Annotated in this window: 18 protein-coding genes; 3 read left to right on the forward strand and 15 right to left on the reverse strand. The window is 61.7% G+C overall.

All coding sequences use genetic code 11. From position 1 onward, the window contains the following. Nucleotides 1–2 precede the first annotated feature (2 nt). From OVA24_RS11400 to OVA24_RS11410, 3 genes are read left to right on the forward strand one after another with little or no spacing between them, the layout of a single operon-like run. Nucleotides 3–1,244 carry a thiolase family protein gene (locus tag OVA24_RS11400; RefSeq protein WP_267669921.1) on the forward strand — a complete coding sequence of 414 codons (1,242 nt, stop codon included), beginning with the start codon at nt 3–5 and terminating at the stop codon, nt 1,242–1,244. 4 nt (nt 1,245–1,248) lie between these two features. Further along, entirely contained in the window at nt 1,249–3,207 is a 1,959-nt protein-coding gene (locus OVA24_RS11405) for a 3-hydroxyacyl-CoA dehydrogenase NAD-binding domain-containing protein (protein ID WP_267669922.1), read from the forward strand. Further along, a complete protein-coding gene (locus tag OVA24_RS11410; protein ID WP_267669925.1) occupies nt 3,204–4,979 on the forward strand; it encodes an acyl-CoA dehydrogenase family protein in 1,776 nt (591 codons plus the stop codon). The genes OVA24_RS11405 and OVA24_RS11410 overlap by 4 nt, the downstream gene beginning before the upstream one ends. Before the next feature lie 13 nt (nt 4,980–4,992). Here OVA24_RS11410 and OVA24_RS11415 read toward each other — a convergent pair whose 3' ends face one another. The 15 genes from OVA24_RS11415 to OVA24_RS11485 all read right to left on the reverse strand — a co-directional run bounded on the left by OVA24_RS11415 (nt 4,993) and on the right by OVA24_RS11485 (nt 24,960). Then, complete coding sequence (locus OVA24_RS11415; protein ID WP_267669926.1) at nt 4,993–6,108, reverse strand: hypothetical protein; 1,116 nt, start codon at nt 6,106–6,108, stop codon at nt 4,993–4,995. 163 nt (nt 6,109–6,271) lie between these two features. After that, the gene (gene tssH / locus OVA24_RS11420; protein ID WP_267669928.1) at nt 6,272–8,881 is read right to left on the reverse strand and encodes a type VI secretion system ATPase TssH; all 2,610 of its coding nucleotides are present in this window, start codon (nt 8,879–8,881) and stop codon (nt 6,272–6,274) included. A 27-nt stretch (nt 8,882–8,908) separates the two neighbouring features. After that, nucleotides 8,909–10,006, reverse strand: coding sequence for a type VI secretion system baseplate subunit TssG (tssG, locus tag OVA24_RS11425; RefSeq protein WP_267669930.1), 1,098 nt, complete (start codon nt 10,004–10,006; stop codon nt 8,909–8,911). A gap of 3 nt (nt 10,007–10,009) precedes the next feature. Continuing rightward, a complete protein-coding gene (gene tssF / locus OVA24_RS11430; protein ID WP_267669931.1) occupies nt 10,010–11,899 on the reverse strand; it encodes a type VI secretion system baseplate subunit TssF in 1,890 nt (629 codons plus the stop codon). A 27-nt stretch (nt 11,900–11,926) separates the two neighbouring features. Next, nucleotides 11,927–12,406: a type VI secretion system baseplate subunit TssE gene (tssE, locus tag OVA24_RS11435; RefSeq protein ID WP_267669932.1), complete on the reverse strand. Its 480-nt coding sequence runs from the start codon at nt 12,404–12,406 to the stop codon at nt 11,927–11,929. Then, nucleotides 12,403–13,116: a type VI secretion system accessory protein TagJ gene (locus tag OVA24_RS11440; protein ID WP_267669933.1), complete on the reverse strand. Its 714-nt coding sequence runs from the start codon at nt 13,114–13,116 to the stop codon at nt 12,403–12,405. Before OVA24_RS11440 ends, tssE begins: the two co-directional genes overlap by 4 nt. 141 nt (nt 13,117–13,257) lie before the next feature. Then, nucleotides 13,258–13,746 (reverse strand): Hcp family type VI secretion system effector, encoded by a 489-nt coding sequence (locus OVA24_RS11445; RefSeq protein ID WP_267669934.1) that lies wholly within the window; start codon nt 13,744–13,746, stop codon nt 13,258–13,260. Between the two features lie 117 nt (nt 13,747–13,863). Then, nucleotides 13,864–15,294 carry a type VI secretion system contractile sheath large subunit gene (tssC, locus tag OVA24_RS11450; protein ID WP_345783440.1) on the reverse strand — a complete coding sequence of 477 codons (1,431 nt, stop codon included), beginning with the start codon at nt 15,292–15,294 and terminating at the stop codon, nt 13,864–13,866. A 94-nt stretch (nt 15,295–15,388) separates the two neighbouring features. Then, complete coding sequence (gene tssB / locus OVA24_RS11455; RefSeq protein ID WP_267669936.1) at nt 15,389–16,135, reverse strand: type VI secretion system contractile sheath small subunit; 747 nt, start codon at nt 16,133–16,135, stop codon at nt 15,389–15,391. Between the two features lie 45 nt (nt 16,136–16,180). Then, the gene (locus tag OVA24_RS11460) at nt 16,181–17,212 is read right to left on the reverse strand and encodes a type VI secretion system protein TssA (protein ID WP_267669937.1); all 1,032 of its coding nucleotides are present in this window, start codon (nt 17,210–17,212) and stop codon (nt 16,181–16,183) included. Between the two features lie 54 nt (nt 17,213–17,266). After that, nucleotides 17,267–18,280 (reverse strand): hypothetical protein, encoded by a 1,014-nt coding sequence (locus OVA24_RS11465; protein WP_267669938.1) that lies wholly within the window; start codon nt 18,278–18,280, stop codon nt 17,267–17,269. An 18-nt stretch (nt 18,281–18,298) separates the two neighbouring features. Continuing rightward, nucleotides 18,299–21,580 (reverse strand): type VI secretion protein IcmF/TssM N-terminal domain-containing protein, encoded by a 3,282-nt coding sequence (locus tag OVA24_RS11470; RefSeq protein ID WP_267669939.1) that lies wholly within the window; start codon nt 21,578–21,580, stop codon nt 18,299–18,301. Between the two features lie 16 nt (nt 21,581–21,596). Continuing rightward, nucleotides 21,597–22,481 carry a DotU family type IV/VI secretion system protein gene (locus tag OVA24_RS11475; RefSeq protein ID WP_267669940.1) on the reverse strand — a complete coding sequence of 295 codons (885 nt, stop codon included), beginning with the start codon at nt 22,479–22,481 and terminating at the stop codon, nt 21,597–21,599. Nucleotides 22,482–22,500: 19 nt separating this feature from the next. Beyond that, nucleotides 22,501–23,907 (reverse strand): type VI secretion system baseplate subunit TssK, encoded by a 1,407-nt coding sequence (gene tssK, locus OVA24_RS11480; RefSeq protein WP_267669941.1) that lies wholly within the window; start codon nt 23,905–23,907, stop codon nt 22,501–22,503. A 36-nt stretch (nt 23,908–23,943) separates the two neighbouring features. Beyond that, nucleotides 23,944–24,960, reverse strand: coding sequence for a hypothetical protein (locus OVA24_RS11485; RefSeq protein WP_267669942.1), 1,017 nt, complete (start codon nt 24,958–24,960; stop codon nt 23,944–23,946).

The following is a 24,960-nucleotide window of genomic DNA, read 5'->3' on the forward strand; positions in this document are numbered from 1 at the left end:
CCATGAAGGACCTCTTCATCATCGCCGGCATCCGCACCCCGTTCATCCGGATGGGGACGGACTTCGATGGGCTGACGGCGGCGGATCTGGGCCGGGAGGCCTGCTCGGCGTTGCTGGCCCGGACGGGCATTGATCCGGGACGTCTTTCCGAGGTGATCTTCGGCTGTGTCGCGCAGCCCTATGATTCGGCGAATGTCGCCCGCATCATCGCGCTGCGGGCCGGTGTGCCACAGCACGTCCCTGCCGCCACCGTACACCGCAACTGCGCCTCCGGGATGGAGGCGGTCACCACCGCCCACCAGCGGCTGGCTGCGGGGATGGGGGATCTGTTCCTCGTTGGTGGAGCGGAGAGCATGTCGCAGGTGCCCTTGTTCTATCCGCACCGCACCGCCGGGAAATTCGGAGCGCTGGCGAAGGCGAAGGGAGTGGGTGGAAAGCTCGGGGCGATGACCGCATTCCGGCCTGCTGACTTCAAGCCGCGCATTGGCCTGCAACTCGGCCTGACGGATCGTTTCAGTGGGATGATCATGGGCGACACCGCCGAGATTCTCGCCCGTGAGCACGGCATCAGCAGGGAGATGCAGGATGAATTCGCGGTGGCATCCCACCTCAAGGCCGCAGGTGCGAGGGAAGAGCTTGATGTGGAAATCGCGCCGGTTGCCGTGAATGGGAAAGCCGTGACCGCAGACAACGGAATCCGTGATGATTCATCGTTGGAGAAACTCGCCAAATTGAAACCCATCTTCGACCGCCAGACGGGAACCGTAACCGCAGGGAACAGTTCACAGATCACCGATGGAGCGGTCGCCCTGCTGGTGGGTGATGAGGCGGCGGTCCGTCACACCGGTATCGAGCCGCTGGGTCGCCTGGTTTCATACGCCTATACGGGATGTGATCCGGCGCGGATGGGGCTCGGCCCCGTCCCGGCGATTGCCTTGGCGAAACAGAAAAGCGGGCTTTCTCCCGCAGATGCGGACGTCATCGAGATCAATGAGGCATTCGCCGCACAGGTGCTGGCGGTACTGGCCCATATGAAAAAGTACGGGGAACGGGATGAGATCGACGTTTCCCGTATCAATCGCCTCGGTGGCTCCATCGCACTCGGGCATCCGGTTGGCGCAACCGGTGCCCGGTTGGTGCTGACAGCGCTCCATCAGCTCAAATCCACCGGCGGACGCCGTGCGCTCACCTCCCTCTGTGTGGGGGGCGGCCAAGGCGCCGCGCTGTGGCTGGAAAGGACCTGACATCATGCCGAATCTGCAGCTCACCACCCGGGACGGAATCGCCACGATCACCTTCGACCGTGACGGCTCTACGGCGAACATCTTCGACCGCGCGACACTGGAGGAACTTGGCGGACTCATTACAGAGATCTCAACGTATGCTTCCTTGAAAGGTCTTGTGATCCGGTCGGCGAAACCATCGATCTTCATCGCGGGCGCGGACCTGAGGACGCTCTCTTCCGCGAAGGGTGATGAACTCAAGGCGTTGATCGAGCTGGGGCAACAGACGTTCGACCGTCTGGCTGACCTGAGGATTCCCACGGTTGCCGCGATTCATGGTGCGTGTGTCGGCGGTGGATTGGAACTGGCCCTTGCCTGTGATTGGCGGGTCGCCAGTGATTCGAAGAAGACCAAGATCGGCCTGCCCGAAACCCAGCTCGGCATTCTCCCCGCGTGGGGCGGATCGACGAGGCTGCCACGGCTGGTGGGGCTCCCCACCGCGTTGTCACTCATCCTTTCCGGCAAGCTGCTCGCGGCAAAGGCTGCGAAACACAAGGGCGTGGTGGATGCGGTGGCGCCGGAGGAAAATCTGGATGCCTTTGCTTCCGGATGGATCGCACGCGGAAAGCGGAAAATGGAGAGTCATGCGTTGATCCACAATCCGCTTTCCGTCGCGGTCATCCGCAAGAAAGCGCGGGCGGGTCTGATGGCGAAAACACGGGGACTCTACCCGGGACCCGCCGCCGCGCTGGAGGTGGTGGCGGACTCCGTCGGGCGATCCCGTGAGGAGAGCCTCCGGGCGGAGCGGGATGAGATCATCCGGCTGGCGGAGCTTCCGGAAACGCACCAATTGATGCGGTTGTTTTTCCTCCAGGAACGGGCGAAGAAGCACCGCCATGTGGAGGCGGAACCCCGGAAGGTGGAGAACACCGCGGTGATTGGCGCGGGGGTGATGGGATCCGGCATCGCGTACTGGCTCAGCACACGTGGCTATCCGGTCCTGTTGCGGGATGTTTCCGCCGATGCCATCGCGAAAGGCATGGCGGGTATCGGGAAGTTGTACCGTGATGCCGCCTCCCGCAGGGTTCTCACGCCAACGGAGGCGGCGCGAGGGCTTGACCGCATCCATCCTTCCAGTGTGCCGGTGCCGATGGGTCGCTGTGATCTGGTGATCGAGGCTGCGGTCGAGGAACTCGGCATCAAGAAGAAGATCTGCGCCGACCTTTCCTCCCGGGTGTCGGCGGAGACCTTGCTGGCGACCAATACCTCCGCGCTTCCCATCCATGAACTCGCGGAAGTGATCACAAATCCCGGGCGCTTGCTCGGCCTGCACTTTTTCAACCCCGTCCACCGCATGCAACTGGTGGAGGTGGTGCGCACTCCATCGACCTCGGATGAAACGCTGGCTACGGGTGTCGCCTTTGTCCGCTCCATCGGCAAGCTGCCCGTGGTGGTGAGGGATTCGCCCGGTTTCCTGGTGAACCGCATCCTCATGCCCTATCTGGTGGAGGCTGCGGCGATCTTTGAACGAGGTGCAGATCCGGAAGCCCTCGACCGCACCATGCTGGACTTCGGCATGCCGATGGGACCACTCCGCCTTTTGGATGAAGTCGGACTGGATGTGGCCATCCACGTCGCGCGGACACTGACCGCCGCCTATCCGGAGCGGATGAAGGTCCCGGAAATCGCGGCGAAGCTGGTGGAGAAAGGACAGTTGGGGAGGAAATCCGGCAAGGGCTTCTACCTCTACGGTGGACGGCGCGAGTTCCCGAACCCTGTCGCGCTCGGACTGCGTTCGGGAGCCGCCCCGTTGCCTGCTGATACCTGTGACCGCCTTTCCGGGCTAATGACGGAGGAAGCGCGGCTCTGCCTCAGCGAAGGGGTGGCGGAAACGGCGGACGACATCGATCTGGCGATGGTGATGGGGACCGGCTACGCGCCGTTCCGTGGCGGACCGATGCAATTCAGAAAGGAGGAACCATGAGCTCGATCATCGACACTTCAAAGATGTCAGAAGGCCAGCGTGCGGCGTTGGAAATGGCGGAGGCATCACGGGATTCCCGGGAACTCAGCGGCTTCGCCGCATCGCTGTTCGATGGTTCTCCGGAGTTCGGGAGGATCTTTCCGTTTCCGGTGCAGGATAAGAAGGACAGGGATGAAGGGGATGCGTTCATCGCGAAGATGAGATCATTTCTGGACACGAAGACGGATCCGGATGCGATCGACCGCGAAGGCGAGATTCCGGACGAAGTGCTGGAAGGATTGGCTGCGCTCGGAGCCTTCGGTATCAAGATTCCGAAGGAGTATGGTGGCCTTGGACTCTCCCAGACGAACTACTCCCGCACCGCCATGTTGCTGGGAGGGCATTGCGGAAACCTCACCGCTCTGTTGTCCGCGCATCAATCCATCGGGCTGCCACAACCGTTGCTCATGTTCGGCGATGAGGCGCAGAAAAGGAAGTACCTCACCCGCTGTGCGGCGGGATCCATCTCGGCGTTCGCTTTGACCGAGAAAGACGTGGGATCGGACCCGGCGAGGATGAAGACGGAAGCGAAGCTGTCAGAAGATGGCACCCACTACACCCTGAGTGGTGAGAAACTGTGGTGCACCAACGGTCTCAAAGCGGATGCGATCATCGTGATGGCCCGCACACCTCTGCCTGACAAACCGCAGGCGACCTCCGCATTCATCGTGGAAACGGATTGGCCGGGAGTGGAGATCGTGACCCGCTGCCACTTCATGGGGCTGAAGGCCCTCTACAATGGCGTCATCCGCTTCACCGATGTGATGGTGCCGGTGGAGAATCTGGTGGGGGAGGCGGGCAAGGGCCTCAAGATCGCGCTCACCACTTTGAACACAGGCCGTCTCACGCTTCCCGCCGCTTGTGCCGGTCTGCTGAACCGCTGTCTGGAGATGGTCCTGCCATGGTCCCGCGAACGTGAGCAATGGGGCCAGCCGATCGGGAAACACGCGGCCATCGCCGCCAAGCTCGCGGATCTGGCGGCGGATGCTTTCGCCACGGAGTCGCTGGTGCTCTACACCTCCGCGCTGGTGGATGCGGACCATTCCGCGGACATCCGCTTGGAGGCGGCGCTGGCGAAGCTGTGGGGAACAGAGGCCGGATGGCGTGGTGCGGATGCCACGCTCCAGATCAAGGGAGGCCGGGGATATGAAACGGCGGACTCGTTGCGGAACCGCGGTGAGGCACCGGATCCAGTGGAGAGGTTGTTCCGTGACTGCCGCATCAACACCATCTTCGAAGGCTCCACGGAGATCATGCACCTGTTCATCGCCCGCGAGGCGCTCGATCCCCACCTGAGGCGCGGTGCCGCCGCCCTCGATACGCGCAAGTCGATGGGGGAAAGGATGAAGACCGCGCTAAAGGCGGGCATCTTCTACACGGGCTGGTATCCGCTGCGCTGGCTCCCCATTCCGGCAGGAGGTGGGGATTTCGGTCCGATACCTTCCCTAAGCCGGAAGCTGGCACGGACGCTTTTCCACTCCATGGCACGATATGGACCGAAGCTGGAGAAACGCCAGCTTCTGCTCGGAAGGTTGGTGGACATCGGCGCGGAACTGTTCGCAATGAGCGTCTCCGTGGCGCGTGCAAGGGCACTCGGAGATGAGGACTCACGGCAGTTGGCCGGTTACATCACCCGCCGCGGTGAAAGGCGTGTCCGGAACCTCTTTGCTGAAATCGGTGGTGCTCCGGATGATGCCGGCTACCGTGTGGCGAAGCGTCTTCTGGAGAAATGATCCTCCGGATCATTCAGCGGAAAGGAGAGTGCCATGGCGACCATTCCGCTTCACCTGCCTTGCGGATCCTCACCCAGTAGGTGACTCCCGGCGCGTGTGGGACGCTTCGATCGTCAACCGTCAGGGTGATGGCAGCGGAGGGAATGGGGGCACTGGATTTCCAAACGATTTCTTTTCCGTCCGGATCTTTCGCGATTTCCACCTCCCATGGAGTGTCTCCATGCGACACGGTTCTCCCGATGGTTACGGGGCGGGCTGCGGTTGCCGGACCGATCGGCTCGGTGCGGATGACGAAGTGGTCGAACCATCTCGATTGGCGTTTTTTGGATCCGTCGTTCCAATGATTCTCCAGGAACACCGCATTGATGGCGTAGTCATCCCAGTTGCCGTGCCAGTTGATGTCATGGCGGGATGCTTCAAGCTTTCCATCGACCCACAGTTGGAAAATGCCGTCCGCCTTGCCGGGGGAGTTCAGGCGCACGTGGGACTCCACACACACCCACCGTCCGGACTCCGCGCTGCTGAAGACAGGAATGCCGCCGTGGCGGGCGCCCAGCCATTTCAGATTGGCGAAGTCATTGTAGCGTGTGGTCACCGGGTTGCTGTCAACGATGCCGGTTGCAGGATCGATGCACAGGCAGTTGTTCTTTCCTCCCCAGACATGGGCGATGAAGCCTTGCTTCCAATCCGGACTCATCAGACAGGTGGTCCGTCCGAACTTTGCGGGATTCCCTTCCCAGCCTGCTTCGTGTTTCACATAAACGCGCCAATAGATCTCGCGGAATGTCTCATCTTTCCTCAAGCCCCGGCTGCCTGCCGGAGTCCGGCCGAAGAAGACCTTGAGGCTGCCGTTCTCAACCTGACCCTTTTCGAAAACCGCGGTCATGCCGCCACCGCGCAGGCCGCCATCCGGGGAATGGGTGAACCCCTGCGGATTTCCTTTCTGATGTTCCACATAGCCGGGATTCCCGGCAGGAGGCACGTCAAATTCATCCCGGAAGATGACGGAGCGGTCGTCCGCGGGAAAGGACTCCGGAGAGGTGGCGACGGAAAGAACCCTTAGGGTCGATCCCGTCAGATGCATGGACATGCCAAAGGACAGGAGTGCCAACGTGACGGGAGTTTTCATTTCAACACATGATGAGAAGTTCCCTGTGATAGGAAATGAAAATCAGTCGATGTCCGGAACGGGAGATTTGGATCAGCCCGGATCACCCGCATGGCAAGGAGGGACCTTCCAAACCTCATAGGGATGGATGGGTGTTTCCGCCTGCGGCCCGGGAGCAGGGGCTCTACTCGGAGAACTCGTAGCTGAAATCCCCGTCCTTCACCTTGATGTCGACGGCTTTGATCTCGCTTCCGGCGTAGAGTGCCTCCAACAGCTTGCGGCCGATCTCCGGCAGCATGGTGTTCGTCAGGATGGCATCCACCACCCGGCCGCCGCTGTCCGCTTCCTTGCAGCGGCTGAGGATCAGGTCCACAACGTCGTCGCCATAGTTGAAGCGGATCTTCTTCTGCGTCTCGATGCGCTTCTTGATCCGGTCGAGCTGAAGGCGGATGATCATCTTCAGCGTGGAGTCCGCCAGCGGGTAGTAGGGGATGGTGACCAGACGGCCCAGCAGAGCGGCGGGGAATATGTCGAGCAATGGTTTCCGCAGGGCTTCCGCCAGCTTCTCCGGCTCGGGTGCGAGTTCCGGATCCTTGCAAAGGCTCATCAGCAGATCACTGCCCGCGTTGCTGGTGAGGAGGATGATGGTGTTCTTGAAATCGATCAGGCGGCCTTCACCGTCCTCCATCACACCCTTGTCGAAGACCTGGAAGAAGATCTCATGCACATCGCTGTGTGCCTTCTCCACTTCGTCGAGCAGCACGACGGAGTAGGGACGCCGTCTGACAGCCTCGGTCAGCACACCTCCCTCTCCATAGCCGACGTAGCCGGGAGGCGCTCCCTTGAGCGTGGAAACGGTGTGCGCCTCCTGGAATTCGCTCATGTTGATGGTGATGACGTTGGACTCGCCTCCATAGAGGGCCTCCGCCAGTGCCAGTGCGGTCTCCGTTTTGCCGACACCGCTGGTCCCGGCGAGCATGAACACACCGATGGGCTTCGAAGGATTGTCGATACCGGCGCGGGCGGTGACGATCCGCTTGGCGATCATCTCCAGTGCATGGTCCTGGCCGACAACACGGGAGGTGAGGCGTTGGGCGAGATCGAGCACTGACTTGATGTCATCCCGCACCATCCGTCCGACCGGGATGCCAGTCCAGTCCGCGACGATCTGGGCCACCGCACCTTCATCCACGCAGCTCTGCACCAGCGGATCGTCACCTTGGGCGGAGAGCAGCGCGTTCTCCAGAGCCACCACGGCGGCGGCTTCGGAGCTGCCTTCGCGGGCGGAGATCCGGGTTTCGAAAATCTTCGCCAGTGCCTCCTTCTCGGAGTTCCAGCGTTCTTCCAGTGCTTTCAGGTTCGCCTCTTCCTTGCCGAGTTTCTCGGAGGCCGCTTCGATGGCGGATTGGTCGGGACGTCCGGCCTTCGCCTCGCGGTCCAGGATCTCCAGCTCCAGCTTCAGATGCTGGATCTTCTCACGGGAGCGCTCGACGGATGCCGGTGGCGCACCCTGGCTGAGGGCCACGCGTGCGCAGGCCGTATCCAGCAGGCTGACCGCCTTGTCCGGGAGCTGGCGGGCGGGGATGTAACGGTGGGAAAGCTTCACCGCGGCGGCCACCGCCTCATTGCGGATCTCCACCTTGTGGTGCTTCTCCAGGACGTCAACGATGCCGCGGAGCATGAGGCAGCATTGCTCCTCGGTGGGCTCCTCGACCTTCACCGGTTGGAACCGGCGGGTGAGCGCGGGGTCTTTCTCGATGTGCTTCTTGTACTCCGCCCAGGTGGTGGCGGCCACGGTGCGCAGCGTGCCGCGGGCAAGGGCAGGCTTCAGCAGGTTGGCGGCGTCTCCGGTACCCTCGGCGCCACCCGCCCCCATCAGGGTGTGGGCTTCATCGATGAAAAGGATGACCGGCTTCGGGGACTTCTGCACCTCATCGATGACCTTGCGCAGGCGGTCTTCGAACTCACCCTTCATGCTGGCTCCCGCCTGGAGCAGACCGATGTCGAGCGAGCGGAGGATCACGCTCTTGAGTGAGTCAGGCACGTCGCCGGTAGCGAGCTTGAGCGCGAAGCCTTCGACCACGGCGGTCTTGCCGACGCCTGCTTCACCCACCAGCAGCGGGTTGTTCTGGCGGCGGCGCATGAGGATGTCGATGAGCTGGCGGACTTCGTCATCCCGGCAGAGGACCGGGTCCAGCTCGCCCTTGCGGGCGCGGTCGGTGAGATCGACGGAGAATCGTTCAAGGGCGGATTCGCCCGGCTTCAGCGGGGCGGGGGAGTCCGCATCATCTTCGCTGGAAGCGGTTGCCTTGTCGTCCTCGGCGGAGCCCTTGCAGATGGCGTCAAACGCTTCCTCGAGCTGTTGCGCGTTCACCTTCTGGAACTCCTTGGAAATGCCGCCCAGATACGCGCGGAGGGCGGAGTTCCGGACGGAGGCCAACAGGACATGCCCGGTGCGGATCTTGGTTCCACCGAACACCAGCGAACAACAGACCCACGCCTGCTCCAGCGCGTCCACCAGCAGACGGGAGAAGGAAGAAAGGCGGCTCGCCCCCCGTGGCAGTCCGTCGAGGAAACGGTTGATGTCCGTGGTGACGCGGGATGACTCCCCGCCGAAGTGGCGGATGATTTTGACCAGGTCACTCTCTTCGTTCTCCGCCAGGACCAGCATCCAGTGGGCCAGTTCCAGTTCCGGGTTTCCCCGTTCCATGCAACGCTCGGTGGCCTTGTCCATCGCCGCGTAGGCGAAGGGATTCAGTTTCTTGAAATAGAAGGACGGTGTCTGGGATTGCATGGTGGGCGGAGGTGGGAATGGATTGGGTTACTGGAGTTCGATGTGCAGGTTGTCCAGGTCGCGGGCCGGTGGGGAGCTGTGGAGCCAGGAACTCAGGCCGAGGCGGGCACCTGATCCCAATGCACAACCGGGATAGTCCCGGTAATCCAGCACCAGTTGGACTTCGGCGAAGAGTTCCCGGTGGGTGTAGAATTTCACGAGGTCCTTCAGCGCCGCCAGCGACTCCTCACCCGGAAAGAGCTTCCTGTAGGTCGCCATCGGCATCGGTCCCAGACGGAGGCAGAAGTGAAGTTGCCGGTCCCACATGCGGCCCCCGATGACGATGCCGGATCCGAGCGTGGTCATCTGAGGCGCGCCGAGGACGCACTGCTCGTTGTCCGGGATGTCCAGCCAGCGGCCCACGTTTTCGATGATCTCCGCGCGGGTCGAAAAATAATCGGCCGCCACGGACGCAAGGCCTTCCGGATGACGGCTGGGATTCGACAGATGTCCCGCGAAATAGGTCTTCGCCTCATCGTTGAGATGCTGGCGCCCGCGGAGGCTGTCCATCCCCAGTCCGAAAAGTGAGCCGATGAAGCGCGGGTAGTTCGCTTCCTCCGGGCGGTCGTAGTCCACCGTCTTCCGGCAGGATGCCCATGCACGGTAGAGGAATGAAATGAAGCGGTGGTTGAAGATGTTGAGGAAGTCCTCGAGGCTGGTATCCCGCCGGTGGACGGATACCTGGGCGTTCGTGACCGGGGCGATCCGGTCAGGATGCGGGACGCCCTGGCTGCGTGCCCACACATACTCGGTTAGCGACAGCGGTAGTGGTCCGGACGGTCCCAACAGGCCGAGAAAGTAACCGGACACTTCACCGACCGGGCCGCCGGTCCCGCGTTCCGGGAGGGATTTCACCTCCCTCACCGTCGCCGGTGCGAAGCCGAGGTGCAGCGTCTGGTGGAAGACCAGAACATCGTCCGACAAATGCCGGCCTTCACCCACACGGGGCATGTTGGGAAGCAGTCCCTCGATCCAGCGTACAAAGGCAAAGAAATCCGTCTGGCACGGATCCCCTCCGGATGCCTCGATGAATCCCCGGGCGCGGGCGCGTTCCAGGTCATCTGAACTCTGGGTTGGGATGGCCATGGGTCAGGCGAGGGATCGGGTCCCGGTGAGCGGCGGCCAGGTGATCAGCTTTCCGCGGGTCGTGCTGTGAAGGGATGTTTCAACAAAGGAGTTGATGGTCACATGGTGCGCCAGGAAGCGCGCCAGAACCATCCCGCAGAGGAACGCGCTGGCACCGGCGAATCGGCGATCATCAAAGGTGATGTCCACCGCAAGCCCCCGCTGGAAGGCAACGGGGCCGCCTCCCGGCATCCTCCGGATCACCGGAGCGGAGGTGACCGAGGTGATCCCCTCGATCCACTCGTAGACATCTTCCATGCCGGAGGGCACGTAGATCCGCAGCAGGTCCCGCAGGGCGGCCGTGCCGCCGCCGGAGTCTTCCACCAGAGAGAGATAGTTCAGTGACAGATGGCTGATGAAACGCCAGGCCTCGCTTCCGTGGGCCAGGCTGTCCATCGGAGGGGTGGGGGGGATGATCCAGCGTACCGCCGCCAGCGCCAGACCCGCGTCAGGGAGCAAGTCGGTATCGCGCCCTTCGATGGGCATCGAGAGGGGCAGGTGGCGGTTGGAGCAGAGCACCTTCACCGAGAGGGCATCGATGTCTTCCCGGTAGGGCGCGCTGTTCCCGTCAACGAGGGAGATGTAGATCTCCGAGCCAGCGTAGCGTGAGGATGGTCCCTCCCGTTTCTCCCGGCCGGTGCTCAGGCGCGGTGCGCGACGGATGGAGAAGAAGGATTTCGCTCCCGGCTCCCCGGCTCCACAGCGGTAGAACGGCAGGAAACGGGTCTTCTCGGAGGTGCCACCGGTGATGCCGGTCACCTCGTTCACCAGCAGGATCTCGTGGTGGAGGGGCTTGGTACGGTCCACCACCAGGTGGAAATCGGAACGCCCGGAGTCTACGGAAATCTGGTCCGCCCGTCTTTCGAACAGATTGACCAAGGGGGTCGCATTCAACACGAAGGTTTCCGGACGTATCAGATTCGCGAGTTCCGCAGCGGACCGCTTGAAGCCGATGATGAGATCGACGGAGGTTTTTTCCAACCCGGCGAAGGCTGCGCGAAGACCCTGGATCTTGAAAAACAGGAAGCGCTGGGGCATCCCCATGTACTCGCGCAGCAGGCGGTAACCTTCGAACACCCGTGTATCCGCATGCAGCAGGGCTTCATCCTTTGAGAAACCTCCGGGCACGATCTTCACGCCATCCCGGTCGCCGAGCGTGAACGTCTTGAGGATCTTCGCCGGATAGGCGCCGGAGGAGATGAAAAGGTGGGTGCCATGGGAGAAAAGTTCTTCCAGAATCCGCCCTGCTCCACCCAGGTCGCCGCGGACGAAAAAGGTCAGCTCGTCGAGTGAAGTCTGGTCGCTGAAGAAACCGGCATCCGGATGCAGATCCAGCCGGAGCCGGAGCGCCGCCTTTGCCGGGGCACTCGAGGGAAGCTGCAGCAGGTCCAGATCCCGGTCGAAGTAGCGGGGTCTCCCCTGCGGATCACGGGCGATGCGGATGGGATGGATCGTCACCTCCTGAGCCGTGCGGAACTCGCACCGGGTGTCCGCATCCGGGCCCAGATGTCCGGTCAACATGGAACCCCGCGGTACGGTCAACGGCACAGTCAAAGCAGCGTCCCCCTGCAGCTCCACGATACCCATGGATGGCACCGGGCACAGCATCGCCGGATAGATCGTCTCAAGCAGCGACTGGGTGAAAACCGGGAAATCCGCGTCGAGCTTCTGGTGGACCCGGGCGGCGAGGAAAGCGAAGCCTTCGAGCAGGCGCTCCACGAACGGATCGTCGCATCCATCGTTTCTCAGTCGCAACTGGCCGGCCACCAGTGGGTGCATGGTGCCGAACTCACCGGCCACTTCGCGGATGTGGCGGAGCTCGTCTTCAAAATAACCGAGGAAAGTTTCGTTCATCCGTTGGAATGGGTGGGAGGGAGCCGATCAGGAGTCGAAAGACCAAGCTCCGGAAGTGGTGTCGACGGCGGTTTCCATGGTGAACCGCTCTGGAACCGGCTGGGCCCAGATGCTGCCACTGATGCGGAACGCGACCGAGTTGCCCTCATCGTCATACTGGTCCCCGATGCGCTCGACCTCCAGTGTGGAAGGAATGATGCGGGGCTCGAAGTGGAGGATCGCCTCACGGATCGAGGACGCCATCTCATCCATGTCCATGGAGGAACCGATCCGCCCGGAATAAGGGGCGACGCCGAAATTGAGTACCGAAGCCGCCGCGCCCGGGAAGTTCCAGATAGGGTCCTCCGAACGGGCGGAAGAAGCATTGAGGAGCCAGCGAAGGTTCCGCAGTACATCCGCACGGTAGACCGCCAGAGATGCACCCCGCGCGTACCGGGACTGCTCCGCCTCATCGATCCTCCAGAAAAGGGAAGGCAGTGTCAGCTCTTCGCGGAACGACGTTTTCACGGTTCAACAGGGGAGGCGGGCGTGGCGTCCGGTAGGTCCCCGAGACAGCACTGGCCCAATGAAAACACCGGAACCACCTCGGCCCCGAGTGCGAAAAGCTGGGTGCCGAACCCCACGTCCACGGTGTCGAACCGTTCGTCCCAACCGGTGTCCCTGGCAAGCCTGGCAGCGTCGTCACTCCGCCCGGCGGTGCCCGGGTAGGTGGAAAATAGATAGCCTTTCAAGGGGGCTCCCTTGCGCAGGTGGATCATCACCGGCAGCCAGAGCAGGTCGTGGAGCATTTCCGGACGTGCGGGAACCGCGATGCGCAGAACCTGCTCGAAAGGCAGCCATGAATACTTCCCTTCAAAAATCCCTTCGAAGACACCGCACAACCGCGTGTCACAATTCCGGAAGCCTTCGAATTCATATTCCTCATTGAATCCGGTGATGGTGTCCAGGGCATCGGCGCGGTCCGCGGCGGCTGCGGCCAACGGCTCCGGAGAGCCTCCGTGCAGTGCCTCCAGCGCGGCTTTCCAGCCGGGATACCAGTCCGGTATGCTGTCACACGCGGGGAAATGGGGATCCGCCAGACCTCTCAACACCTCATCTCGTCCGGAGATCGTCTTGAGGATGATCAGATACACCGCCAGGCCCGGATCTCCGCCGAGCTGCAGGGCGTTTTCCAACTGCTCCGCAGCCCTGCTCCATTCGCCATGAATGGCGAACAAGCTGAATAGGGCGGAACGGCAGGATGGATCCGCCGGAGCCCCGCGGACCGCTGCTTTGGCAGATGCCAGAGCTGCGGCCGCGTTCCCGTCGGAGATCTGTTTTTTGATTTCCTGTAGATTTCCCATTTTCCGGATGGGAAATCAGCCGCCGGTGTTGGTGGACAGATCCCAGTGGGCCATGGTGTCGCCCCCAGGGGTGTTGTCCTTGGCAACCTCGGTGTACTTCCACTCGATCTTGGTGTAGTTGAAGCTCACCTGCTCCACCGGACGGTCATCACCCTGGGTGGAACCGCCGATCTGAACGCTGCTGACAAGGCAGGGCTCGAAGGTGTAGGTGAGGTAGGCGATGCGGCTGTCCACCTGACGGCAGATTTCCACGGTCACCTTCTTCAGGTTCTGGCCGTTGCTGCAATGGAGGTTGAGCTTCGGACTGGCCTTGTCCACGTACTTCGTGAAGCTGAAGTGCTGGTGCTCGGCCTTGCCGGAGGAGCCGCGGTTGCCGCCGCCACCCAGGTTGGTGCCGAGTTGCTGCACTCCGTGGCTGAAGGAGAGAAGCTGGATCCACTGCTCGTGGCCCTTGTCCTCACACTCGCCGGGAATGCCGTCGATTTTCAAATATGCGTCAAACATGGTTTTGCTTTTGGCTGTTGTTGGTTTCGGGATTCGGGTGAGTCACCCGGTTTTCAGGATTGCCTCATCCTCCCCGCCGGACCGGTGAGGGGAATGGGGCGAAGATTCGTTGGTTGATCAGTTTGATTTCTGCTTCAGTTTGGACACCAGACGCAGCGAAGCGGTGAGTCCTTCCAGTTGGAAATGCGGCCGGAGGTAGAAGACCGCCCTGTAGTTCCCAGGGTCGCCCTCGATGGAGGTGACCTCCACCCGGGCATCGGCCAGGGGCTTCTTCGCTTTCAGGCTTTCGTCGCCGCCGCCGCGGAGCACGTAGGCCATGATCCAGTTCGTCAGCCATTTCTGCATCTCCTCCTGCTCCATGAATGAGCCGATCTTGTCGCGCACCATGCACTTCAGATAGTGGGCGAAGCGGCAGGTGGAGAACAGATAGGGCAGGCGGCAGGAAAGATTCTCGTTCGCCTGGGCGTCGGCATCCAGATACTTAGTGGGCTTCTTGAGCGACTGGGCACCGAAGAAACAGGCATAGTCGCTGTTCTTGTAGTGGGACAACGGCATCAGTCCGATGTCCGCCAGCTCCTTCTCGCGCCGGTCGGTGATGGCGATCTCCGTGGGGCACTTCGCGTCCACTCCGCCGTCGTCCGTCGGGAACAGGTGGGTGGGCAGATTCTCCACGATACCGCCGCTCTCCAGACCGCGGATCTGCGTGGTCCAGCCGTTCTCATAGAACGCGCGGTTGATGTTGGCGCCCATGGCATAGGCCGCGTTGGACCAGGTGTATTTCGTGTGGTCGGAGCCGTCCGTATCTTCCTCGAAGTCGAAGCTTTCCACCGGCTCCGTCTTGGAGCCATAGGGAACGCGGGCGAGGAATCGGGGCATGGCCAGGCCCAGGTAGCGGGCATCCTCATCCTCGCGCAGGCTGCGCCAGGCGGCATGCTCCACGGAGTCCTGCACCTTCCGCAGATCGCGTGGGTTCGGCAGTTCCGTCCAGCTTTCCATGCCGAGAAGCTCGGAGGAAGCGGCGGCGATGAACGGGGCGTGAGCGGTTGCCGCGATCTTCGACATGCCGCGGAGTACCTGCACGTCCGGACCGGTGTGGCCGAATTCGTAGTCACCGATCAGCACGCCGAACGGTTGGCCGCCGGGGGTGCCGTACTCCTCTTCGTAGATCTTCTTGAAGAGCTCGGTCTGGTCCCAGCCGGCGCGGTCCTTGCCCTTGAGCTGCTTGTAGATCTCCTTCTTGGAGATGTTGATGACCTTGATCTTTAGCTGGTCGCTCGATTCCGTGCCGCTGACCAGGTGGTGGAGCCCCCTCCAGGAACCTTCCAGTTTCTGGAAGTCCGAATGATGGAGAATGAGATTGAGCTGGGAGGTCAGGCGGCGGTCGATCTCGGCGATGACGCGTTCGATCTTGTCGAGAACCTCAGGGGTCTCCTTCGAGATGTTCTCGTAGTCTCCGAGGATGTGCTCGAAGAGGGTGGAAACAGCGTCCTGGATCTCGCGCTTCGCTTCTTCGGATTTCGGCCGGAGGGCATCCACGACGGAGAGCATCCGGTCGAGTGCGCTTTCCTGGGTGGTTACGGTGCCGGCGGCATTGGTGGATCCGGCTTGTTGGGCATTACTCATGGCGGGAAGGGGGCTGGGGTTAGGGTGCTTCGGAAGACGGTGCTTGTTCCTTCAGGAGGCCTTCCATCACGGATTTGTCCTGGAGCAGCTCGTCGAGAGCCTTCTGGGCGCCGGCCTTGCCGTCCACCTTGATGAGGAGCTCCTTGAGCCGGTTGCGGGCATCCAGCAGTTTCGCAAGCGGGCCCTTCTTGACGATCCGGAGCGTCCAGCGTTTCGTGTTCCGGGGATCGGGGAGGATCGAGGATTCCAGATCGGCGGCCTTTTCACCGATCTTGTAGGCGATGAACTCCTTCGAAAGGGCATCCAACGAAGCCACGCTTTCCCCGAACGGCGCGCTGTGGGGATTCGTGGAATCGAACACATAGCGTTTGTCGGACCCCTTGCCTTCCTCCGTGATGACAATCTCGATGATCTCCGCGCCAATCTTGCGGGCAAAGACATCCGGACTGAAGTCCGCCATGGATTCGAGCGTCACATCCACGCCCATGCGGCCCTCTCCGGCCACCAGATTGTCGACGGCAAAAGTGACGCGCGGCTTCTGGTCCTTGAGGAAAGCGTCGAAGTTGTCCGCATCGACGTCGCTGAACTTCCGCTTGGAAAGCTCTGGCAGTTCACCGGCATTCGCACCGGAAAGATCCGCCATCACGCCCGTGATCCAGGGCAGTTCCACCTGGCGGAGCGCGTCACCCACCTCCACGTCATATTCGATTTGGACACGGGGTTTCCGCGGGAGCAGTTTCTGGGAGCTGGATGTTTTCTTGGCCATAATATGTGAAATGTTTGGTTGCCGGTGTCTGGGATGGGAAAGGCATCAGTTGGAGTCGGTGATCTCCTCGGTCGGTCCGAAGACATCGTCGATGGATGGACTGCCGTTCAGGCGGAATTCTTTGACGATTTCGATGAAGTCCATCATCGCCACACGCTTCGCGCGGTTCAGCAGATACGGCACCGGACTGGTGGGTTCCGTCCGGCGGTAGAAGCGGATGAGTTGGTCGATGGTGCGGCAGACATCCGCGCGGTTGCGGATCTCGCCCGGTTGCGCCACCTGCACGGCCGCTGCCGGGGTTGCGGCATCCCCTCCTTCCGGGGAGCCATCGGTCGCGGGGGCTGCCCCTCCGGTTACAACCGCGCTCCGGGCGAGGAAGCCCTCGAACTTGCCCAGCTTTTCCTCCAGAAGGGGAAGGGACAGCGACGGACTGCCCAGATGGGTCTGCAGCGTGTCGCGGAGGGCATTCAGTTCGTGGCGGATCTCGCGGCATTGGGCGGCGAGCCGGTCATAGAATTCAGGATCCTCGGACAATGTTTCATTGATCGAGGCTTCGATGAGCGTGGGGGATGGATTCCCCGCAAGGGAACTCTCCGCCTGCGCGAATGTATAACTCCCGGAACGTCTTCCCTTTGCGATGATGATCTCATCGATCCCGCTGATGACGACAGGTGTGTCCAGGCGGGAGATGAGGGATAACCTTTCATCCGGATCCCCGTCTTCCATCACCGGATGGACCTGAAGCCAGTATCTGTGCAGCAGTTGGTTGAAGAGGACGATGCCGTCCACCAAACCTTCAAGTTGGGAGAGCCTCAGGCTTGCCGTGGTCGCATAGTATGCCAGCCCCAGATGTTTGGTGTTTCCGAAGTGGGCTCCCACCTCCATCAGCAGGCCCGCCCAGTCGCCTGTGCCCTGGGATTCACGCTCTCCGCCCACCATGCCCCGGTCCAGTCCGCCGACGATGCTGTCGAGCGTTTTCCCAAGTTCTGAGTCGAGGACAATGTTCTCCCAAACATCATCGCCGCATGGCGGCTGATTCACACATGGGGCGAGGTATTGTTCGAGGGATAATGCCACTTGTTGATAACTATATTTAGGAATTACGGTCGGATTCAGTCAATGAAATAACGGTTATGGCTGTCCTTTGCCAAACAATCTCCCCATTACGGAACTGAAGGTTCCCGAGGGCTGGTCCGGAGCGAAAAGCGATGTCACCGCGAAGGGTGGGGAAGTGAAGGATGAGAGTATTTTCCCGAACTGTTCCTCATTCTCCGGAGCCAGGGAATATGGAATCTCATTCAGTGGTGGCATCCCTTCCGCGTTCAACCTCGAGAGGTGGACGAAATCACTGTCGGTTCCGCCGACAGATACATCCGCCCAGCCGCCATCCTTGGGGGCGATGATGGTCCACAGGGTGCCGTCCGGAAGATGGGGTTGGAAGAAGGTGTGCCACATCAGAAAGCCTTTCCCGCGATCTCCGGGAGATGAAGGCAACCTGAAATGCCGCGGCCTCACATCCGGCTGCCGGCGGTTCTTTGAGAATGCCGCCAGGTCGGCCAGCATGACATGGAGGATCCTCCGGAAGCCCTCCTCACCGGACCCCATGCCCAGGAACCTGGCGCGGGATTCCTCCGTGGGCCCCTCGGCTGGCATCGGTGAGAGATTGCGCACGGCGTACTCGAGCGCGATCTTCCCGGACACGGCGGCGGAGCGGACCGCATCCTGGGTATCCGCTGACGAGCACTGTTCCTTCGCCAGCTCCAGCGCTTCCTGAAGCGGGGTGAGATCCGCAGGCAGCCGTGTGGTGGGAAGGTGGGTTGCGGCGATCATCGGGTAGGAACGCCGGCCGCGCCCATCGGTGGACGCCCATAGCCGTGCCAGGATCATCCCCCGTGGGCCGGTCATGAACAATTCATGGTCCCAGTCCACCGTCTTGCCTTCTTCGGAAAGAGGCTCCCACGCCCCCGTATCCAGATTCGTCCGGATCCCATCGGTGTAGAAGGATTGCTTGAACTTTCCGAGCGACGGAGTGTCCAGCCCGATGTCCTCCAGATGGTCCGACCAAGCCCGGTGCTTGCCGAACACGGCGAGCGGGATGCGTGAACCATCCGCTGCTTTGACGGTATCTGGCGGTTCGTCGAGCATGACAAAATAGAACGTGGTTTATTCGCTCAGGTTCCGGGTGGTGGGCAGTCCATCGAGGGCCTGCGGGAATGTCGCGGGCAGTTTCACATTGAGGGAGATCCTCCTGCCGCCGAATTGGGTGAACGGTCCCTGCGCCCCTTGGCTGATCGCGGCGACCGCCCAGTGCACCGGAGCCCACTGCGGCTGGTTCCCGCTGGAGAATGGGTACGTATTGGGAGGGACGTTTGTGTCCGTATAGGAGATTTTCGCCCCTTGGTCCGCCGCCAGCAGCTTCCCTTCTCCGCCGCTCGCTGCATCCCAACGCAGCCTCCCGGAGCCGGGACGGCTCGGCTCGATGCTCACGTCATTCACCAGCCCGAACCAGATGTCATTCTGGGCCAGGGAAATCTCCCACTCTTTGACGACGATCTCGCCCTTGGGGAGCTTCTCGACATCAAAGATCGACTCGATCACCCCTTTGATCGGGGAGAGCTTCAGGCGTGATTTGTCCGAAAGTTCCGACACCCGGAGGATCGCACTGGCAACCGCGGCGGCTTCCTCCCTTGGCAGGATCTTCTCGTTGTCTCCCCGGACCTTGTCGAACACCAGCGGGAAACCGATGTGCTTCGGCAGCAGATCCGCGACGAAATGCTGCGACCATATACCGATGAGCACATTCCCGATTTCCTCGATGCCGATCGCTTTCGCTTTCGCCTGCACCGATGCGATGCTTGCAGCGAACTGCGTGTAGGTGGCGGGGCTGAAGCGTTCCGGTACGATGGTGTCCAGATTCATCACCTCGCTGGCAAGTCCGGCCCGTGCGGCATGGGTGCGCTTCTCCGGGTTCTCCAACATCTTCGCGTGTTCGGCCACGAGTTTCTCCCTCAGCTTCGCCGCCTCGCTGGATTCTTCCGGACGATCGGCGTCGTCCTGCCAGCGCCCCATGCGGTTGGAGGCCAGCACCTGGAGGCCTTGTTCGTGCTCCTGAAGCAGGCGCTTCCCGAGCGTCCGTGGTTGTTCCTTTTCGCTGGAGGTGGATTCTTCGGTGGTGGCTTTTCCTGTGTTTGAGGCCAGGTAGCGGAGCTGCGGCTCCAGGTTCGCGAGGGTTTCCGATGCGGAGTTGAGGGATTGTACGAGCTTCTGTGCATCCGTGAACGAAGTTCCCGGCGTGATTTCGCGGACGGCCCTCCAGGCCACATCATAGGACTGCAACTGACGGGTCAACGCTCCGTCGTCCCCACCCCCAAACAGACGGTCGATCACCGTCACCAGAAGCGCCCGGCTCTTTTCGTCCACTGCGGTGGCTGGCAGCTTTCCATCCGGATGGGCGGCTTTCAGGATGCCGATCACCGGGCCGATGGTGTTACGGTAAAGATCCCGGTTCTTCGAACTGGTGTAGGGCAGCCCGGCCGAGCGGATCAGGATGGCCGCGGTGGACTCAAGGTCCGGCGTGGAGTCTTTGCCCGAAGAACCTTCGGATGCCTTCGGAGACAGGCAGGAAAGGATCTCATCGAGCGCATCCGCATCGGACTGCGGAATGCCTTCCGCCCCCCATTGGCTCGACCGCTTCGCGAGACCGTCGATCGCCGCTTCCAGAAGCGGACGGGTCACGATGGCATCCGCCGCCGTCCGGAATGCGGCGTGGCGGTCCTTCGAAACTCCGCCGTCCAGCGCCACGGCAGGTGAGAACAACCATCCGAACTTCGGGCGGGACTTCAGGTGGTCGTTGCCGAGCTGGTTCAGGTTCCGCAGCAGATCGTCCGAGCTGACGGGGGATTTGATGTACGACCAGCCGCCCTCTGACGAAGGAACGATCAGGGGATGGAACCCATAGTTCTCCGTCGAGTAGGCGTCATCCGCGAGGAATCTCCAGGAACGGAGTTCGCCCGGGGGCTTGCGGCCGGTGAACCATCCGATGAGCCCCACCAGGAGCAGTGCGGATACGAATCCGACGGGGATCCACAGCTTCCAGCCGGAAAGTTTGCGTGCGATCTTTCCTTTCGTGACCAGTCCCTTCTCCTGGAAAACCTTGTCCAGGAAGAAATCCCGGAGGAAGTAGGAACGGTTCTTCGCCAGACTGAGGTCGTGTTCCCCGGTCTTGTGCTCCATGTCACGGATGGAAAGTCCCAGCGCCTTGGCAAGGGCCTCATCGAGAACCGCACCCTGCTGGAGGGCGGAGGTGAAATAGATCCCGCGCAGGAATGGAGGCTTTGATGACCATTCGTCCACGGCGAAGATGTGGCGCAGGTAACGCTCCAGCTTTGGCGCGAGCTTCTCGAACGCATCCGGAAACGCGAACATGGAATCCACCTCCTCGAACCGCTTTTTCCCGGGGGCCGGGATCGGATCCTTCATCAGTGCCATGCGCCGCCGCCGGAGCCGGTCCGATGTCTCCCGCAGGGAGGATGCCACGCTGGAGGGATCGAAGGTCTTTCCGAGCGGTTCGGGGTTCGACCAGCCGATCATCTGGTAGCGTTCCTCCGGGGACTCGATGTAGGAGAAGAATTCCCGGAAGCCGATGATCCGGTCCGTTTTCGTGATCAACAGATACACGGGGAAACGCACGCCCAGTTCCGTTTGGAGCGTCTCCATCTGCTTGGCGATCTGGCCCGCCTTGGCGTCGATCTCCTTGACCGACGTGCTTTCGGCCGCTTCGTCTTCCAGCGGCACCAGTGAGGTTGCGGGGATGACGAGAACCAGTCCGTTGATGGGGCAGTCCGAGCGGTTCTTCCTCAGCATCTGGAGGAAGGAAATCCACTGCGACTGCGCCTGGTCCCCGCCGGATGAACTGTCACTCACGAACAGACGGCCCGCCGTGTCCAGGATCACCGCACGGTTGGTGAACCACCAGTGCATGCTGATGGTGCCGCCGGTTCCCTGCCAGTAGTCCTGCAGTTTGTCGGGAAAGCCGATCTCGCTGCGCCGGAGGGCCTCCGTTTTGCCGGATCCGGACTCACCCACCACCACATACCATGGCAGGCTGTAGAGGTCCTTGCCGTATTGCTTGTAGATGTCGATGCCGCGCTGGAACTGCTGGCGCATTTCATCGATCTCGCGGCGCCGCTGGGGATCGCTCACCCCCTGGACGCTTCCGGCATTGTCCTTGATGTCTTCGGAGAACCCCTTGGCCTTTTTCTTCTGCGCCCTGTCGACGAAGTAGGCGCCCAGGGCGGAAAGCACGCAGAGCGTGATGTAACCCGCCATGTAGAGCTTCAGCATCTCCGGCTGGGCCGCTCCGGCCATCATCACGACCGGGGCGCAGAGACCCATGATGGCGACGGCGCCCCTGGCTGAGTTCGGTATTTTACTGAGAAGGTTCATGCGGCGGGAAAGCGGCTCATTCCTGGACGGCGGGTTGGACGGATTCCGTGCGCTGGATCTCCAGCACGGAGGATTCGAGGCCTTTCTTCTGGATGCCGTACACGTAGAAGTAGCCGATGAAGATGGTCAGCAGGAGGCACAGGATCGCCGCCAGCAGGATCAGCGGGCGGTCGCGGGCCGGTGCCACGAAGTCGCGCTTGTCGGTGAAGGTGTATGCCTCCGGAGTGACTTTGGAGGATGGGTTCGCGTCGATGAACTTGCGGACGCGCGGGTAGAGCCTGCCCATGTAATCCCGCAGCTTGGCGTGGTGTTCCGGGATGGCCTTGAAATACAGGCCGGTGAAACCGATGCCGAGTGCGGTGTAGTAGAAAGCGAGGCGTTCGTTCGCGGCCTCATCCTGGGAGTCCGCCTTCAGCGTCGCCTCCAGCTTGTCATAGAACGCCTCGTCACCGGCGAGCGAGCCATCATCATCATCCGGATACTCACCGAGGCGGTCGTTGTTCCAGGGAGCCCGCAGGGTGGGGAACTCCCCGGAGGATCCGAACCAATAGTCCACATACCAGTAGAGTGGATCCCGGATGCGGTCGAACTGCTGCTGCAGGACGGGATCCCGCCGGGCACCGTCCTCGATGCTTCCCAGAAGACGGGTGGTTTCACCGCGCACCGCCTCGAAGGAGAGGTCCTTGCCGTCCCTGACGATGCGGTGTTGCTGGCAGATGAAGAGGAAGATCGGCTCGACCGCTTCCAGAAGGCTGATCTTTTTCGACGGTGGACCGGAAAATTGGGGAGGGGAGGAAGACGCGGCTGGTGGTGGAGGAGGAGCGGACGATCCGCCCCAGAATCCATCATCGCTGCCACCACCCCATCCGGAGTCCTCTCCTTTGCCCTTGTTCTTGGCCATGACCTGGAAGGATGCTGGTTTATTCGGCGGAGCCGGAGGAACGACCGCCCAATGTCATGTAGAGGCCCAGTTGGAGATCTGCGACCTCCCGCTGCATGCTCCAGCGGCAGACCAGTTCCTTCTCCCGCACGACTTCCTCCCAGATGCGGCGGCTTTGCGTCGTCTGGAGGCGGAAATAGTATCGGCCGGTCTCCGCGGGAAGTTCCAGCGGTGGGAACCGCTCTTCCTTGAGAACCACACCGCGGATCGCGCGCTCCAGGTAGGAGCGTGGCATGAGCTTGAACTGGTCCGTATCCTCCACCAGCTCCACCAGACGGCTCGGCTCCAGTTGGGTCTTGATGCCGAGGAACCAGGCGTTGGGTTCGTTGAAGTGCTTCTCCTCCAGCACGGCCAGACGGCTGCCGTCCGGGCCGGCCTGGAAATCGACCTTCCAGTAGTCCGGTGCCACGGCACCGTGGAGATAGTTGCGGATCTGTGAAATCACCGCCTGGAAGGATGGCAGGGGATTGTCATGGCGGTAGGGGGCGATGTCGAAGCCACCCCGCTCCGGGAACAGCGCCATCAATTCCCCCAACAGACCGCGCAGCTCCATGTAGATGTCCAGCGGCGGCACCTTGGCCGCTCCGTCACCCACATCGAGGAATGCCGGCATCCGTGCCGCAAAACGGTTCAGCGAGCGCAGCCGGAGGGTCTGCTCCAGTTGGAGCCGGTTCATGGTCTGCGTGTTGCTTCCACGTGCCACGATGTTGGCAAGCTGCTCCCGGACCGCGGCCACTTGCCCGGATAGGTCCTTCACCATTTCCCGCAAGGTGGGGGAGGCGCTCAGATGCAGGCACGGATGGACGTAGGCCGGATCCTGGCGGGGGAACGGCTCCTCGCGGCTGGAATCATGCACCACCCTCAGCAGCGGGATTTTCTCCAGATCGCTGTCATCATCCCCATCCAGCAGCAGCATCGCGTTGAAGCGGCGGAACTGGACCGCGCGGGGTGTCTGGCCGGTGTTCTCGTCGGAGATGTCCACGGTCTCCCTGGCCACACGGTACATGATCTTCACCCGCGCGCCGGTCAGCTCATCACTGTCCAGGGTATTCGCCCGGTGGGAGAACCAGTGGGGAAGGCCGAGATAGACCGTGAAGCCTTTTGGATTCGCCGCGAAGGCTTCACGGATGTCCAGGCTGGGGAGGTCCGTGTTCTCCGGGTAGGAAAGGTGGATGCCTCCGGGCATCACCACCTGCAGCCGGTCAAAGCGGATGCGGAAATTCTCCAGATCGTCATTTGAGATGCGGGCCTCCACCACGCCGTAGGGATACGCCCAGCTCATCGCCCGCTCGCTGCCGAACTGGTCGAGGATGCCGCGCTGGAGGATCTGGAAGTGCTGGGGCAGGAGGAACAACCCTTCGTGCCAGTGGATGATGGGAGTGGACATGGGAAGATGAAGGGGTTGGAAGGTGGATCAGCAGGGTCAGCTTGATCTGAGGTAGGATACCAGGGCGCCGCAGAACGCCCGTTGGAACTCCTGGTCCACGGCATCCGCCGTGAGATGCTTGGTGAGCTTCGTGTATTTGTCCCAGGACTTCCGGCCGAGGTCCCTGACTCGGGATGCGTCGCTTGCGGTTTCCTCGATCGCGACGGTGTTTTCGATGTTCTCCGGCGCGAACATTCGGTGGTGTCCGCGGGCAAACTCCTCGGTTCCCCGGCGGATGGCGAAACAGATGCCCAGCATGAGACGCTTGGTCTTCTCGATCTCCGCGGCAAGTTCACGGGAGCTGCTTTGGTCGTCGTTTTTCAGATAGGCGGCCACCGTTCCTTCGAACGAGGAAAGGAAGTTGCTGGTCATCAAGGACTGCAACTCCCGCGGTGCGCTCTGCCTCCAGAACTCCCAGATGAACTTGTGGAGATCCCGCATCGAACTGGCGAGCATCCCCAGGAGTTTGAACAAACGATTGAAATCAATCGGCGCGGCAGGGGTGTCGAGCTCCCTCCACAACTGGTCGAGCCCACGGGTGAGATCCATCAGTTCATCCGGCCGGGATGGCAGGATCACCCGTGAGGAGATCTCGGGCGGCAGCGATGTGGTGGCGGCCTGTGGAGCGGGGGTGATGCCGGCGGCTGAGAGTGCTGCGCTGATGCGTTCCCGTTGCTCCGGAGCGGCTTGTTTCCAGTGCTCGAGGAACTGCTCCAACGGATCCACCTTAACAGAGCGGGGTTCCTGTGATGGAACGTTTGGAGAAGACACGGAACCCGCATGGTCCGTGAACACCGGAAAGCAGCCGGACAGTTTCTCCAGCAGGGTCCGTTTTTGTATGGCATCCAGAGCGCCAGCGTCTTCCAGCGCGAATTCGATCTCATCTTCGAGATAAGTCTTCTTCTGCTCGAAACCCTGGTCCGCAAAGCTGGAATGGATCAACCGCAGCCGGGCTGCCGTCCTCCTTGCCCATACGTCGGTATCAATAACCGGTGATTGAAATTTGCTCGCCAC

This window comes from Luteolibacter sp. SL250 (genome assembly GCF_026625605.1).
In the GTDB taxonomy this organism is placed as follows: domain Bacteria; phylum Verrucomicrobiota; class Verrucomicrobiia; order Verrucomicrobiales; family Akkermansiaceae; genus Luteolibacter.

Coding starts and splice junctions, on each gene's coding strand:
- OVA24_RS11400 (WP_267669921.1), top strand. CDS start 3: ATGAAGGACCTCTTCATCATCGCCGGCATCCGCACCCCGTTCATCCGG.
- OVA24_RS11405 (WP_267669922.1), top strand. CDS start 1,249: ATGCCGAATCTGCAGCTCACCACCCGGGACGGAATCGCCACGATCACC.
- OVA24_RS11410 (WP_267669925.1), top strand. CDS start 3,204: ATGAGCTCGATCATCGACACTTCAAAGATGTCAGAAGGCCAGCGTGCG.
- OVA24_RS11415 (WP_267669926.1), bottom strand. CDS start 6,108: ATGAAAACTCCCGTCACGTTGGCACTCCTGTCCTTTGGCATGTCCATG.
- tssH (WP_267669928.1), bottom strand. CDS start 8,881: ATGCAATCCCAGACACCGTCCTTCTATTTCAAGAAACTGAATCCCTTC.
- tssG (WP_267669930.1), bottom strand. CDS start 10,006: ATGGCCATCCCAACCCAGAGTTCAGATGACCTGGAACGCGCCCGCGCC.
- tssF (WP_267669931.1), bottom strand. CDS start 11,899: ATGAACGAAACTTTCCTCGGTTATTTTGAAGACGAGCTCCGCCACATC.
- OVA24_RS11445 (WP_267669934.1), bottom strand. CDS start 13,746: ATGTTTGACGCATATTTGAAAATCGACGGCATTCCCGGCGAGTGTGAG.
- tssC (WP_345783440.1), bottom strand. CDS start 15,294: ATGCTCTCCGTCGTGGATGCCCTCCGGCCGAAATCCGAAGAAGCGAAG.
- tssB (WP_267669936.1), bottom strand. CDS start 16,135: ATGGCCAAGAAAACATCCAGCTCCCAGAAACTGCTCCCGCGGAAACCC.
- OVA24_RS11465 (WP_267669938.1), bottom strand. CDS start 18,280: ATGCTCGACGAACCGCCAGATACCGTCAAAGCAGCGGATGGTTCACGC.
- OVA24_RS11470 (WP_267669939.1), bottom strand. CDS start 21,580: ATGAACCTTCTCAGTAAAATACCGAACTCAGCCAGGGGCGCCGTCGCC.
- OVA24_RS11475 (WP_267669940.1), bottom strand. CDS start 22,481: ATGGCCAAGAACAAGGGCAAAGGAGAGGACTCCGGATGGGGTGGTGGC.
- tssK (WP_267669941.1), bottom strand. CDS start 23,907: ATGTCCACTCCCATCATCCACTGGCACGAAGGGTTGTTCCTCCTGCCC.